At 67.8% G+C, this 12,345-nt stretch carries 13 protein-coding genes and 1 tRNA gene; 11 read left to right on the forward strand and 3 right to left on the reverse strand.

Annotated features, from left to right (window positions below; all coding sequences use genetic code 11):
* Positions 1–953: 953 nt before the first annotated feature.
* Both IE99_RS32225 and IE99_RS32230 read left to right on the forward strand, forming a co-directional pair.
* Positions 954–1,400, forward strand: coding sequence for a DUF4760 domain-containing protein (locus tag IE99_RS32225; RefSeq protein WP_157610533.1), 447 nt, complete (start codon positions 954–956; stop codon positions 1,398–1,400).
* 592 nt (positions 1,401–1,992) lie between these two features.
* Positions 1,993–2,625 (forward strand): hypothetical protein, encoded by a 633-nt coding sequence (locus tag IE99_RS32230; RefSeq protein WP_157610534.1) that lies wholly within the window; start codon positions 1,993–1,995, stop codon positions 2,623–2,625.
* Positions 2,626–3,092: 467 nt separating this feature from the next.
* On the opposite strand, the gene IE99_RS0128030 is transcribed toward IE99_RS32230, so the two are convergent.
* Both IE99_RS0128030 and IE99_RS0128040 read right to left on the reverse strand, forming a co-directional pair.
* Positions 3,093–3,521: a DNA-directed RNA polymerase subunit alpha C-terminal domain-containing protein gene (locus tag IE99_RS0128030; protein WP_030177319.1), complete on the reverse strand. Its 429-nt coding sequence runs from the start codon at positions 3,519–3,521 to the stop codon at positions 3,093–3,095.
* Positions 3,522–4,533: 1,012 nt separating this feature from the next.
* Entirely contained in the window at positions 4,534–5,256 is a 723-nt protein-coding gene (locus IE99_RS0128040; RefSeq protein WP_169744499.1) for a GntR family transcriptional regulator, read from the reverse strand.
* 121 nt (positions 5,257–5,377) lie between these two features.
* Here IE99_RS0128040 and IE99_RS0128045 point away from each other — a divergent pair, with 121 nt between their 5' ends.
* The 9 genes from IE99_RS0128045 to IE99_RS0128090 all read left to right on the forward strand — a co-directional run bounded on the left by IE99_RS0128045 (position 5,378) and on the right by IE99_RS0128090 (position 12,180).
* Complete coding sequence (locus IE99_RS0128045) at positions 5,378–5,776, forward strand: SCO3933 family regulatory protein (RefSeq protein ID WP_051713459.1); 399 nt, start codon at positions 5,378–5,380, stop codon at positions 5,774–5,776.
* 14 nt (positions 5,777–5,790) lie between these two features.
* A complete protein-coding gene (locus IE99_RS0128050) occupies positions 5,791–7,131 on the forward strand; it encodes an FtsK/SpoIIIE domain-containing protein (protein ID WP_037560230.1) in 1,341 nt (446 codons plus the stop codon).
* A gap of 93 nt (positions 7,132–7,224) precedes the next feature.
* Entirely contained in the window at positions 7,225–7,503 is a 279-nt protein-coding gene (locus IE99_RS0128055) for a hypothetical protein (RefSeq protein WP_030177326.1), read from the forward strand.
* On the forward strand, positions 7,503–8,369 hold the full coding sequence (locus tag IE99_RS29880) for a DUF2637 domain-containing protein (RefSeq protein WP_037560231.1): 867 nt from the start codon (positions 7,503–7,505) through the stop codon (positions 8,367–8,369). Before IE99_RS0128055 ends, IE99_RS29880 begins: the two co-directional genes overlap by 1 nt.
* Positions 8,370–8,386: 17 nt before the next feature.
* A complete protein-coding gene (locus IE99_RS0128070) occupies positions 8,387–8,797 on the forward strand; it encodes a hypothetical protein (RefSeq protein ID WP_030177335.1) in 411 nt (136 codons plus the stop codon).
* A gap of 131 nt (positions 8,798–8,928) precedes the next feature.
* Positions 8,929–9,084 (forward strand): hypothetical protein, encoded by a 156-nt coding sequence (locus IE99_RS32525; RefSeq protein WP_169744500.1) that lies wholly within the window; start codon positions 8,929–8,931, stop codon positions 9,082–9,084.
* Positions 9,085–9,221: 137 nt separating this feature from the next.
* Positions 9,222–10,580: a replication initiator gene (locus IE99_RS0128080; RefSeq protein WP_051713463.1), complete on the forward strand. Its 1,359-nt coding sequence runs from the start codon at positions 9,222–9,224 to the stop codon at positions 10,578–10,580.
* Positions 10,577–10,834 carry an excisionase family DNA-binding protein gene (locus IE99_RS0128085; protein ID WP_051713461.1) on the forward strand — a complete coding sequence of 86 codons (258 nt, stop codon included), beginning with the start codon at positions 10,577–10,579 and terminating at the stop codon, positions 10,832–10,834. The genes IE99_RS0128080 and IE99_RS0128085 overlap by 4 nt, the downstream gene beginning before the upstream one ends.
* Positions 10,834–12,180, forward strand: coding sequence for a tyrosine-type recombinase/integrase (locus IE99_RS0128090; RefSeq protein ID WP_030177341.1), 1,347 nt, complete (start codon positions 10,834–10,836; stop codon positions 12,178–12,180). The genes IE99_RS0128085 and IE99_RS0128090 overlap by 1 nt, the downstream gene beginning before the upstream one ends.
* Positions 12,181–12,270: 90 nt before the next feature.
* Here the strand turns inward: IE99_RS0128090 and IE99_RS0128095 are convergent.
* Positions 12,271–12,344 (reverse strand) — tRNA-Gly (locus tag IE99_RS0128095).
* Position 12,345 lies beyond the last annotated feature (1 nt).

Genomic DNA, 12,345 nt, shown 5'->3' on the forward strand with positions numbered 1-12,345 from the left:
CTGGGTGAAATGCCGCCTCTGTCGTGCCAACGACCTTCCCTTCCGGTTCTCCCCAACCCTAGTTGGGGACCTGTCCGGAAGATCCGGGGCGCCTCAGAGCCAGGCGCTGCGCGGCCTGCCTGCCGAGCTGAGCTCCCCCTTCCCCGATCACGTCCGCACCGTATCGCAGTGACCCGCACACCGGCTCCACAGCCGGCATTCACCCTTCCTTCGCGATCGCAGCGCCAAGCCGGGGAGCGAATTTCTACGAGTCTCACGAACAAGATCCGCACCCGTCCACAAACGTCCTCTGACCTGCCCGGCGGCATCCTCGGCCGCCTGTCGGCCCCACGCGCGTCCATCCTCGTCCAGAGCCGCCGTTAGCAAGCGTGTTAGCGGACCGGCGCCACAGCATCCAAGGCAGAGGGGAACCGGAGCGCAGGGCCGGCCATGGCTTGAACGCCGAAATCCCTGCGGCAGCACCGCAACCTAGGTGACGGAGCGCCTGCACCCCGACGGATTTACAGTCCCCCCGCCGAACCCTCTTGACCTGCTACTACATCCCTGCCCTTCCAATTCTCGGCATGTATTGGGCACAGACCTTCATGGGTGGGATCCCAGCACGACTTCGGCTTCCACTGTCCAGGTCACATCTAGACCCGCCGACGGGATCGGTATAAGCGATCACCTCGATGCGGCACCCAAACCCCAGCCACAACCCGCGTCCACTCGACGTCCGTAAGCCTCCTAAGTACCTGAGGCGTGCGCTTCGCGGCCCCACGTCATCGACCTGACGCTGACATCGTGTTGCCTACTCGGGTCCGACACCGGTCACGTCAGAGGGTGTACCGACCGCCCAGTCTCTTGGGAGACTTGCAGGGGAAGGCGATAGTCGTGGCTCCAACGTGCACAAATACCGAACGCCTCCCTGGGACTGGAGATTAACTTTGGCGACTGCCCTGTCATGCACCGCCATGGTGCTCAGTTTATACGCCTTCATACACAGCCGCAGGAAAGACAAACGAGACCTGTTTTTGCGCATGCACGAGCAACTAGTCAGTCCCGACAAGCAACGAGGTCGGCGTCTGATCTATGACATGGCTGCAACTGGGCGCTCTGTCGATGATCTGACGGCGGATGAGTACGAAGCGATCAATAACGCGCTCGCCTACCTCGACGTTCTCGGTGTCTACTACAATAATCGCTACATTCGCCGTGAAGACGTAATGGAGATGTGGGCTTTGCCCATTGTTCGGCTGATGCAAGCAGCGCGCCCATTTCTTGAGCACCGTGACGAAAATCAAGGGACACCTGTCTGGCCGCGCCTACGCAATCTGGCAGAAGACGCGCAGCGGTATCTCCGTCACAATGACATTCCGGTCCGGCCCGTCACCTCTCTCCGTGGGCCTTCCAATCCGTAGCACGACCAGCGCCGTCAAGGGACGTCCCCACGGTTCTCCCGACCAGCGCGGCACCTCCTGCCTAGCCAAGGCCATCCAACCCCGTTGTGAGCGAGGCCATTAGCACCCCACACGTCCCGAAGGGCGCGCCTGCGCGAACGGCGAGACCGCGTCACAGACAGCTCCCCGCGAGCGCGGCCTCCGGCCGGCGGGGGGACTGTGAGCCGCGAGGCCCCCGCGTCGCGCTCGTCCAACCGATATGCCCTTTTCGGGTGGTACCGCCCGGATGCGAACTATGCGCCCCCAAGGTAAGACCCTCCGCCCGCTGCTCCAACATGTGTTTCCTTACGGCGCGGTGAGTGGTGTACGGCGGTGTTGCTGTACTCGGCTGCTGTACAGCAGCGCTCATGACCAGCGAGAAGAGTCGGCTAGTCCGGTGGCAAGCCGACCCGGACCGCAGGAGCCGCCAGGCTCTGAGGACCGGAAGCGGTGCGGCAGCGATCGCCCCCGACCACCGTCCTACCTCAGCCCCGTCGTGGCGATCGTAGGGCGAGAGTGGGCAGGATGCCGGTATTGCACGTAGTCCGTCCAGCTTGTTGGCAGACTGTCCTACATGTGGCTCACGATCGCGACGGCCGTCCTTTCCGCAGCTGCTGCCCTAGGAGGCGTCGCGCTGACCTCAAGGTTCGCTGCGCGTAACCAGGGTCGCCAATGGGAACACGAAAAGAACCAGAAGTACCGTGAGGCTCGGCTCCTAGCTGCCAACGAGTTCGTGAGTAAGTCCACTCAGATACGAGAAGCGTGTCTCCGCTCGCTCCCTCCTCGTTCTGATGCACTAAACGCTGACGAGCTCAGCGACCTGCACAGAGACATGAGAATGCTCGCCGCACGTCTCCGCCTGACAGCCCTGAAGTTCGATACCGTCCACACTGCGATGCAGATCCTAGATACCAGCGCTGAAATATTGAAGCTCCTCAAGCGCGACCCTGGGCGATCTGAGCACACGATTGCTATCGCCACTCTCCGAATCGCCTCTCTCCGATTGACGGAGGAATCCTTGGTCTCGTACGTGCGCGAAGAACTCGGCCTCGGCGAGCTAGATGGGATGCCGCAATATGATGAGGAATCGATGCTGAAGGCATTCCTGAGCAAAGCGCTTCGCGATCAGGAAGCTGTAGCCAACGTGCTCGCCCAGATCCAGGAGATCCAGAGGACACCCCCAGATTCCAGCTGGCTCGCTAGATAGTCCTGATCTCCAAATAACCTCTTCCCCCGCCCTCCTCTTATCCCAAACTAAGGAGAGCGAGCAGCGCGTCAAAGTTCGGCTTGCCGACCGCGTAGCGGCTTGGCCTTGACGTGGTGGGCGGTCTCCGGGTGCTGACGGATGGGAGGGCCTACCTTTGGCGGATTGAGCCTTCTGTCTGGCTCAGGGCTTGCCAGTGGAGCTGGCCGGCCGCCTGCGGCGGGTCGGCCCGAAGAGGCCGCATGCCCGCCGTGGGCGAGTCGGCCCGGCGGCCCCCTGGGGCCGCCCTTGAAACCGTAGAGAAAGTTCTCATCCGGTGGGGGCCTGGGCCTGTGTCCTGTCCCGGGACATGCTTGACATCTCTGTCCCATCACATGCTTGACGGGTGCCCCGAGAAGATGGACGACCCCTGGCGCTCGCTGCCTGCTGAACCGGTCGGCAGAGCGCCAGGGGCCGTGTGGGTGTCTGGTCTAGCTCAGCTCCGAGTAGCTCTGAACATCGAACCCGGCGGCCACCAACGCGGCACGTACCTCGCTGACGCTGCGGGGGCCGATGTTGCGGACCTCCCTGAGTTCGTGGCGCTTGATGATGCGAATCAGATCACCGATGCTCACACATCCGCTCCGGTCGAAGCGGAGAGCGTTGGTGACCTTGGCTGACAGGCGGAGACATGAGAGCGGGCAGTTGAAGGAGTGCTCACTGTGCGGGGGGAAGTCGCCACGGTGCGGGGGTCCGCTGGTGCGCCACTTCTCCGTCAGAGCGAGGTGACCTGCTGTGGTCAGCAGGCGTAGCAGGTCCTCGACCGTGTAGATCCCCAGGCAGCTAGCGGGGCATTCGAGCGTGACGCCCGTGTGGTACATCGCGTGCTGGGAGTGGGTCATCTCTGCCGCCAGGGCCATGCCGTCGCGTTGATGATCTCCTCGCGTAGTTGTCGAGGGTCGGGTGCTTCGACCAGCCGAAGGCCGTCGTGCATCGGCACCATGGCCCACCAGTTGCGTGTGTGCAGCCCGAACCAGACACGGACTCCGGGGTACTGGTCGGCGAAGCTGCGGGCGGTGGCTTGTACTTCCGAGGTTGTGTCACCCATGGCTGCCGCCCCGCATGGCCGCCTCCAGAGCTACGGCCACCCGTTCCGGGCTCTTGCACCGGAAGGCTTCGCGGGGCTCCCCGCGTTTGACGTAGACCCAATGTCCGAACCAGATCGCAACGACTTCGGCGGGCTGGGCGTCATGCGCTTGGACGTAGAGGACGGGAGGCGACTCCCTGTAGTCACGTCTTGTGCGGCACCCATTGGCCGCCAGGGCGGCGGCGAGGTTGTCGAGATGCCACATGCCTATGCGGTCATCGCGGCGTCGCCGGCCGCGCAATCGTAGGACACGGCCGACCCGCCTCGCCCTGTTTGTCATGGTCGTCCTGGTGATCACCCGCCGTCCACCTCCCTCAGGGAGAGGACGTGGGCGATCCTCTCGGCTGCCTGGCGCGTGTCAGCGAGTGGACACAGCGGTTCAAGCTCCGGCTCGGACGTGCGGGTCTCCCCGGACCAAGCCCAGAACCACCAAAGCGCGCCCTCCTCGGGCGGGTACGGGCGGCACCAGACTTCTTGTCGTAGCCCGACAGCCAGAAGTTGACCTTCAGGGTTGTCGGGCTCAGGCGCACCGTTCGGGTTCATGGCCCTCACGGCTCCGTGACCGCACACCACCGCGTTCAGGCCGCGGGCGTTCAGGTCAGCTACGAGGGCGAGCGCCTCGGTTCGCCATCGGTACTCTCGGTGGGGGCGCGGGCTGGTTGTGCCTGCGCCTCGCATCGGGTCTTCTGATGGAACAGACATCAGGGGTTCCTTTGCGATGGTTCCCGGGGGCGGGGCTAGCGACAGCTTGGCCGGCGGTCCGCCTGACTCCGTCCCTGGGGGCTCTACTGAGCGATGGGGATGACCTGCTCGTTCCGTAGAACGAAGCGGTCACCGCGCATGACGATTTCGGCCGTTTCCACGGCCGTCTGACCGGCGAAATGCGTGCGCTGGATGTGGAACACCGGCACCCCAGCGTTGATCTTGAGGCGATGCGCCTCGTCGGGCGTCGGCATCCTGGTTCGGATGTCCTCTCGGACGTCGGTCACGTGGATCCCGATGGACGCGAAGCGGGTGATGACGTCGGGTTGTCCTCGGTCGCCGCTCGCGGGTGTCTCGATCGGGGTCCCGCCGGTGATGGACAAGGGTTCCCATTGGGAGCTGATCATTACCGTCTCGCCCTCGTGCGTCCACGTGTAGACGGCCTCGCTCACACGCTCACCTTCCTCGATCCCGAGACGCTCGGCGATCCCGGCGGCGACCTCCACCTGACGGCGTTCGGCCTCGACGTCGTAGGCGTAGTTCCCCTGCTCCTCCTCCGTGAGGTTCGGGGGGCGCCCCTGGCCGTACCGTCCGGCGGTGTATCTCAGCAGCTCCCGCGTGGTCTGGACGAACACGCCCTTGCCTTGCTGGGAGTAGATCAGCCCTTCCTTCTCCAGTTGGGCGATGGCGGCCTTCGCCGTCGTGGTCGAGATGTCGAACTCCTCGCGCAACTCCCGCTGACTCGGCAGCAGGTCGCCGGGCTCGTACTCGCCCTTGTTGATCCGGCTCCGGAGGACATCCGCCACTCGCGCATACGCCGGTTGTGTGATCGCCATCACAACCTCCTTCCTTCGCGCTCATAGTAGACGATGCGCACTTAGCGCGTTAACGTGCTTAGTACACCAAGTACTCCAGGAGGGGTTCGAGATGCGCAACATTCCGGTGGACCTGTCGGCGCTGACGTTCGTGTGTGTGGCGCCGCCGCGTCCGAAGCTGGTGAACCAGGACACGGGGGAGGTGAAGGTGGATCGGGCGGGGAACACGGTGTTCACGGTGGGTCTGTCGGCGGCGGACTCCTCGGGTCGGGTGGACCTGGTGAACGTGTCGGTACCCGGTGACCAGGCCGTGGGCGTCGGTCAGATCGTCACGCCGGTCGGTCTGGTGGCCTTCCCGTGGGAGCAGGTGATCGGCGGTGAGAAGCGGTTCGGGGTAGCGTTCCGCGCTGAGCGGGTCGTGGTCGCCGGTCCGGTGGCGGTGCCCTCGCCGGACGCCTCGCCCGCCCCGTCCGCCTCGTCGGCTCGGTCCGCTGCGGCGGACGTGGCCTGAACGGCGGCCCGGTGATGAACGAGTCGATGACGCTGCTCGTCGTCCTGGCCGTCGTGGTGGGCGGGCTGTGGGCCTGGCGCCGGTTGCACCCGGTGTCGTTCTGGTACGGCGTCGTTTTCCCGGCGCGGGCGGTGCTGGTGTACCTGTCCTGGCATCACGTCGCCTCCGGCTGCAAGCTCACCCGCAACCGGCGCCGGTTCCGCCTCACCCTGGACGCCCTCCCGGTCGTCGGCCCGGCGTCCCGCAACGCCGCGACCGTGGTCGAGCACAAGAGGCGGGTGCGGCGGGTCGACGTCGAGCGCGCTCCCCGCCTGGGTGTCCTTCGGCCGACTCGGCTGGGATGGCGGATGCGGCTGCGGCTGCACGACGGACAGGTCCCCGCCGACTACGAACGCGCCGCCGAGGGCATCGCGCACGCCTGGCGCGTCCACTCCGTCCGCGTCGTCGACGTCCGCCCCGGCTACGTCACGCTGTGGGCCACCATGCGTGACCCCCTCGTCGAGGTGACCGCCGAACCTGAAACCGGGGAGCTGCTGACCGTGCGTCCCGGCAAGCTGGAGAACGGCCGTGACTGGGTCATCGACTTCCGCACCATCCCGCACTGGCTCAACGCCGGCGCCACCCAATCAGGAAAGTCCAACCTCGCCAACGCCATCATCAAGGGCCTGGCCCCCCAGCCCATCGCCCTCGTCGGGTTCGACCTCAAGGGCGGGGTGGAGTTCACCCCCTACGCCCCGAGGTTGTCGGCGCTGGCCACCACCCGCAAAGAGTCGGTGGATCTGCTGACCGATCTCGTCGGCGAGGTCGAAACCCGCATGGCCCTGTGCCGCACGCACGGCGCCCGCAACGTGTGGACGCTCCCGGACGACCTGCAGCCGATCCCGATCGTGGTCCTGGTGGACGAGGTCGCCGAGCTGTTCCTGATGGCCGACAAGAGCGAGAAGGACGAGGTGTCGCGAACGGCAACGGCACTGCTGCGGGTCGCGCAACTCGGGCGGGCGTTCGCGGTGCATCTGATCGTGTGCGGTCAGCGCATCGGGTCCGACCTCGGCCCCGGCGTCACCGCCCTGCGCGCACAGCTTTCCGGGCGGGTGTGCCACCGGGTCAACGACCCCGAAACCGCGAACATGACCCTGGGCGACCTGGACCCCGCCGCCCTCGACGCCGCCCGCACCATCCCCGCCGAGACACCCGGCGTGTGCATCGTCGCCGGCCAAGACGGCTCCTGGCACCGCGCCCGGTCGGTGTACGTCCCCGAAACCGCGGCCGAGCAGGCCGCCCGCGACCACGCCCACCTCACCCCCGACTGGCACACCCTCATCGGCTCCGTCTCGGCCGTCCGCCCCGCCGCCTAACCCCCGCGTCCCGCACCGCTCCCGCTCTTCTCTCCCGTCCTCTGCGCCATGTCCCTACCCGACCCATACCTGAAACCGTCTGGAGGCCCCTCGATGACCGCGCGCATCCTCGTCCTTCGTCCCGGCGCCGTCCCCGTCCCGTCCCAGCCGTCCGCCCCCTCGTCCTCGTCCCATCCCTCGTCCTCGATCGTCCCGCCGGTCCGCATCGGCTGGGACGACCTTCGGGGCCTGCACGTGGCGGTGTGCGACCGGTGCACCGACACCTACACCTCCCCCTCGGCAGGAGACGTCGAGGACTGGGCCGACTCCCACCGCTGTGACGCCGAGATGGCCGCGCTCCTGACGCTCGTCACCTCCCGGCGGGCCGCCTGATGCGCCGCTCCGTTGCGGCGCTGGCCGACTCCGGGCCGGTCGTGGTCCTGGCTGCCATCGCGGCGGCCGGGTCGTTCACCCACATCCGCGACACCGCCACCGAACACGGACAAGGCGGCTGGATGGCCTGGGCCGTGGCGGTCTGCATCGACCTCACCTGCGTCATGGCGGCGCGGGAACGTCAGCGCGACCAGCGGACGGGACGGCGGACGGCGCGCCTGTCGTGGCCGACCGGGGTCCTGATCGGCGGCATCCTGCTGTCCCTGGCCGCCAACCTCGCCCAGGCCGACCCGACCGTATGGGGCTGGATCACCGCCGGCACCCCCGCCGCCGCCTTCCTCGTCGCGGTCTCCATGCTCGAACGCCGCACCACCGGCAAGGCGCCGTCCTCGTCCCCGGCCGCCTCGTCCCCCGCCCCGTCCCGGTTCTGTCCTGTTCCGTCCGAGTCGCCCGCCGCCCTATCCAGCGCGGCGCCTGTCTCCTCGCGGTCGTCCTCCGAGCGGTCGGGGCCGTCCTCGCCGTGGGTGCGCTGGGACGAAACCCGCAACCACACGGCGCCGACCGTCCCGCACGCACTACCGGCCGACCTCGACCAGGACGAGCGGGACGACGCCGAGACCGGCGGACAAACCGAGATCCCCGTCCCCGTCCCCGCGTCTGCCTCCTCGTCCGCCTCGCCCTCGTCCGCGCCCTCGTCGTCGCCGGCGGCTGAGCTGGTCGAGTTCGCCCGGCGGGTCGCCACCGAACACCACAACGCGCACGGACGCCCCATCACCCGCGACGCCCTCCGCGCACGCCTCGGGGTCTCCAACCAACTCGCCTCCGACCTGCTGCGCCAGCTCCGCACCGAAACCGCACCCGCCTGACCGAAAGGACCCCCGTCATGCCCGACCCAACCACGCCCCGGCCCGTCCCGATGGTGCCCGGTGACCTGTTCGCCCGCCACCAGACCATCACCGGCCTGCGCGCCCTGGCCGACTTCCTCGAAACCCACCCCGACGTCCCCGTCAACGAATACGGCCAAGACTTCATCGTCCTCGCCCGCACCGGTGACGACACCTCCTCGGCCGCCCTCGTCGACCAGACGGCGGCCGTCCTGGAAGAGCCCGTCACCGACGAACGTGACCAGGGCGGCCACTACAGGGCCTCCCGGATGTTCGGCCGGATCGCCTACAGCATCGTCCACATCCCCGACCGCGCCCGCCGCGCACACCACGCCCGCAACAGCTACGCCCCCAACGTCATCCCCGACCACAACGACACCGGGCACGACGGCGCGGAGCGGGCGGCCTGATGCCCGCCCTCCTGGTCCTCGCCTGCGGGTGGCGGTGCGGGACCTGCGGCGGAGGCGGGATCGCCTCCGACGGCACCACCTGCCCCGACTGCCACGGACACGGCCACCTCTGACCGGAAGGAATCCCCTCGATGTTCCTGCGCCGCTGCGCCTTCATCACCTTCTGGCTCGTGCTCGGCCTGTACGTCCTACGCCACCCCGAAAGCGCCGCCCACACCGTCCACGCCATCACCACCGGCCTCTCCACCATGGCCGAGGCCCTGTCGCGGTTCACCTCCGCCTTCTGAACCCCTCGCCCTGGCGCGGCCGTCGCCCTCGAACCAGGCCGCGCCGGGGCCTGCCCCCCGATCCTGCGCACGGATGAGGAGACCCGTCCACCGTGACCGCCGCCGCCCCGCACATCACCCCGGTAGCCGCACGGGACATGGCCAACCGCTACAACCGCACCGACTTCCACGCCTGGGCCGCCCGCGCCCGCGCAACCGGTGGATGCGCACAACCCGTGCACCTGCGCGGCCGCATCACCCACCTGGACCCCCTCACCGGCGAAATCCTGCGGCACTACACCACCGCCCGCGAACCCGGCGGCGTCCTGCGGGTGGCATGCAAAACCCGCCGCGCCTCCCGCTGCCCGGCCTGCGCCGAGACCTACCGCGCCGACACCTACCAACTCGTCCACGCCGGCCTCGTCGGCGGCAAAGGCGTCCCCACCACCGTCACCCGGCACCCGGCCGCGTTCGTCACCCTCACCGCCCCCTCCTTCGGGCCGGTGCACACCAGACGGACCGGGGCCGGCGGAACGGTGCTGCCGTGCCGACCTCGACGCGACGGCGGCACCTGTGAACACGGACGGCCGGTGTCCTGCACCGCCCGACATGCCACTGATGATCCACGACTCGGCCAACCCATCTGCCCCGGCTGCTTCGACTACACCGGCGCCGTCCTCTGGAACGCCCACGCCCCCGAACTATGGCGGCGCTTCACCCTGGCCTTCCGCCGGTACATCGCCCGGACGGCCGGCCTCAAAGTCGGCGAACTCCGCGACGTGCTCACGGTGTCGTTCGCCAAAGTCGCCGAATACCAACGGCGCGGCCTCGTCCACTTCCACGCGGTGATCCGCCTCGACGGACCCGGCGGCCCGGACAACACTCCCCCCGGCTGGGCAACCGGCGACCTCCTCGCCGCCGCCGTCCACCACGCGGCAGGCGCCGTGACGGCCACCTCCCCAGCCTGCGCCGGCATCCCCGCGCGCACCCTGCGATGGGGAACGCAAGTCGATGTCCGGCCGATCACCACGTCCGGTGAGCTGACCGACAACGCCGTCGCCGGCTACATCGCCAAATACGCCACCAAAGCCGCCGAATGCGTCGGCACCCTCGACCGACGCATACGCCCCACCGACGACCTCGCAGACCTCCCCGTCACCGGCCACGCCCGGCGCCTCATCGCCGCATGCCTCGCCCTCGGAAAGCGGGAAGAGCTCGCCGGGCTCCGGCTCACCGACTGGGCCCACATGCTCGGCTTCCGCGGCCACTTCTCCACCAAATCCCGCCGCTACTCCACCACCCTCGGCGCCCTCCGCCAAGCCCGCATCGACCACAACCACCACCACACCGACGACGTCACCACCGGACGCCTCCCCTTCGACGACGACCAAGTCCTCGTCATCGCCCACTGGCGCTACCTCGGCCAAGGACTCACCCCCGGCGAAGCCCTCCTGACCGCCGCCCTCACCGGCAAACCACTGCCGACTCTCGATGGAACAGACAGGAAGGTCACATGAGCAAGGCAACCAGGCAGGTACTCCCGATCAACCCGGGCGAACGGCTGTTGACCATCGCGGAAGCCGCCGAGTACCTCAACACCTCGGCGCGCTTCCCTCGTCGGCTCGTCGCTGAGCGGCGCATCCGCTTCGTACGTCTCGGTGAGCCGGGCAAGCGCGGTCACATCCGCATCCCTGAGTCCGCACTCCGTGAGTACGTCTCCGCCGGACTGGTCGAGCCGATGACGTCCGCCGACGTCTGGAGGGCTGCCTGATGGCCAATAAGGACGGTCACCGCCGATTCGGGAGCATCCGGAAACTACCCTCCGGCCGGTTTCAGGCACGCTATCCCGGCCCTGACGGACGTATTCGTACCGCGCCGAACACGTTCGCGACCAAGCGGGACGCGGATCGCTATCTGACGCTGGTGGAAGGCCAGATGCTCAGCGGTGATTGGACAGATCCGGAGCGGGCCAAGGTCAAGCTCGGCGACTACGCCGCGAAGTGGGTAGAGCAGCGCCAGAAGCTTCGACCTCGGACACGTGAGCTGTACGGCTGGCTTCTGCGGAAGCACATTGCACCGCACCTCGGCACGGTCGCGCTCGGCCAGCTCAGCACGCCCATGGTCCGCGACTGGCTGTCCACCCTCGCCGATTCCGGCGTCTCATCGACCTCGCGGGCTAAGGCTTACCGCCTCCTGCGGGCCGTGCTCATGACGGCCGTCGACGAAGACAAGATCCTCACCCGGAACCCGTGCCGGGTGCGTGGGGCCGGCACGGAGGACGCTCCCGAGCGACCTACCCTCACCGTCGCTCAGGTCTTCGAGCTGGCGGAACGGGTCGGCGTCCGGCCGGTCGGGAACATCCGGAAACTCGACTCGGGAGACTACCGGCTTCGCTATCGGGTCAAGGACGGTGTGATGCGCCGGTTCCCGCAGACCTTCCCGACCCGAATGGAGGCTGAGCGGGTGCTGTGGAAGATGGCGGAGGACGGACATGCCGACGTCGTCCAGGACGACCGGCTTCGGGCGCTGGTGCTGCTCGCGGCATTCGCGAGCCTGCGGTGGGGTGAGGTGACCGCGCTCCGGCGCTGTGACATCGACACCGTGAACCGGACCGTCCGGGTTCGGGGCGCCTACGTCGAGCGAGCCAACGGGGAAATGATCCTCGGCCCGACAAAGTCCAAGGCGGGCATGCGCACGGTCTCACTCCCGGCCTCGATCGTCCCTCACCTCGTCGCGCACCTGAACAAGTACGTCCGGCCAGACGCCGAGGCCCTTGTTTTCACGGGGATCAAAGGGGGGCCACTGCGGCGCAGCGGCTTCAACAAGCTGACGCGGTGGAGCCACGTGGTCACGGCGCTCGGGGAGCCGAACCTGCACTTTCACGACCTCCGACACACCGGGAACACCCTCGCCGCGGACATGGGCGTCTCGTTGCGCAACCTGATGGCGCGCATGGGGCACGACAACGAGCGGGCAGCCCTCCGGTATCAGCACCGATCGGCCAAGGGAGATCGCGCCATCGCGGACGGGCTTGACGCGCTCGTGCGAGCGGAGCGGGACCAGGACGGAGGCGAGGATGACGACGGGGCGGCCGGCGCGCTGGTGCCGGTGACCTAATGGCACGCTAATGGCACACGAGTACGGATAGGGCTCCATACGAAAGAGGCCCAGGTCTAGGGATCTTGTCCCTGGCCTGGGCCTTCGTGGTGGAGCGGGTGACGGGAATCGAACCCGCGCTGTCAGCTTGGGAAGCTGAAGTTCTACCATTGAACTACACCCGCG

Source organism: Spirillospora albida (assembly GCF_000718255.1).
Lineage (GTDB): Bacteria > Actinomycetota > Actinomycetes > Streptosporangiales > Streptosporangiaceae > Spirillospora > Spirillospora albida.

Coding starts and splice junctions, on each gene's coding strand:
- IE99_RS32225 (WP_157610533.1), top strand. CDS start 954: ATGGTGCTCAGTTTATACGCCTTCATACACAGCCGCAGGAAAGACAAA.
- IE99_RS32230 (WP_157610534.1), top strand. CDS start 1,993: ATGTGGCTCACGATCGCGACGGCCGTCCTTTCCGCAGCTGCTGCCCTA.
- IE99_RS0128030 (WP_030177319.1), bottom strand. CDS start 3,521: ATGGCCCTGGCGGCAGAGATGACCCACTCCCAGCACGCGATGTACCAC.
- IE99_RS0128045 (WP_051713459.1), top strand. CDS start 5,378: ATGCGCAACATTCCGGTGGACCTGTCGGCGCTGACGTTCGTGTGTGTG.
- IE99_RS0128050 (WP_037560230.1), top strand. CDS start 5,791: ATGAACGAGTCGATGACGCTGCTCGTCGTCCTGGCCGTCGTGGTGGGC.
- IE99_RS0128055 (WP_030177326.1), top strand. CDS start 7,225: ATGACCGCGCGCATCCTCGTCCTTCGTCCCGGCGCCGTCCCCGTCCCG.
- IE99_RS29880 (WP_037560231.1), top strand. CDS start 7,503: ATGCGCCGCTCCGTTGCGGCGCTGGCCGACTCCGGGCCGGTCGTGGTC.
- IE99_RS0128070 (WP_030177335.1), top strand. CDS start 8,387: ATGCCCGACCCAACCACGCCCCGGCCCGTCCCGATGGTGCCCGGTGAC.
- IE99_RS32525 (WP_169744500.1), top strand. CDS start 8,929: ATGTTCCTGCGCCGCTGCGCCTTCATCACCTTCTGGCTCGTGCTCGGC.
- IE99_RS0128080 (WP_051713463.1), top strand. CDS start 9,222: ATGGCCAACCGCTACAACCGCACCGACTTCCACGCCTGGGCCGCCCGC.
- IE99_RS0128085 (WP_051713461.1), top strand. CDS start 10,577: ATGAGCAAGGCAACCAGGCAGGTACTCCCGATCAACCCGGGCGAACGG.
- IE99_RS0128090 (WP_030177341.1), top strand. CDS start 10,834: ATGGCCAATAAGGACGGTCACCGCCGATTCGGGAGCATCCGGAAACTA.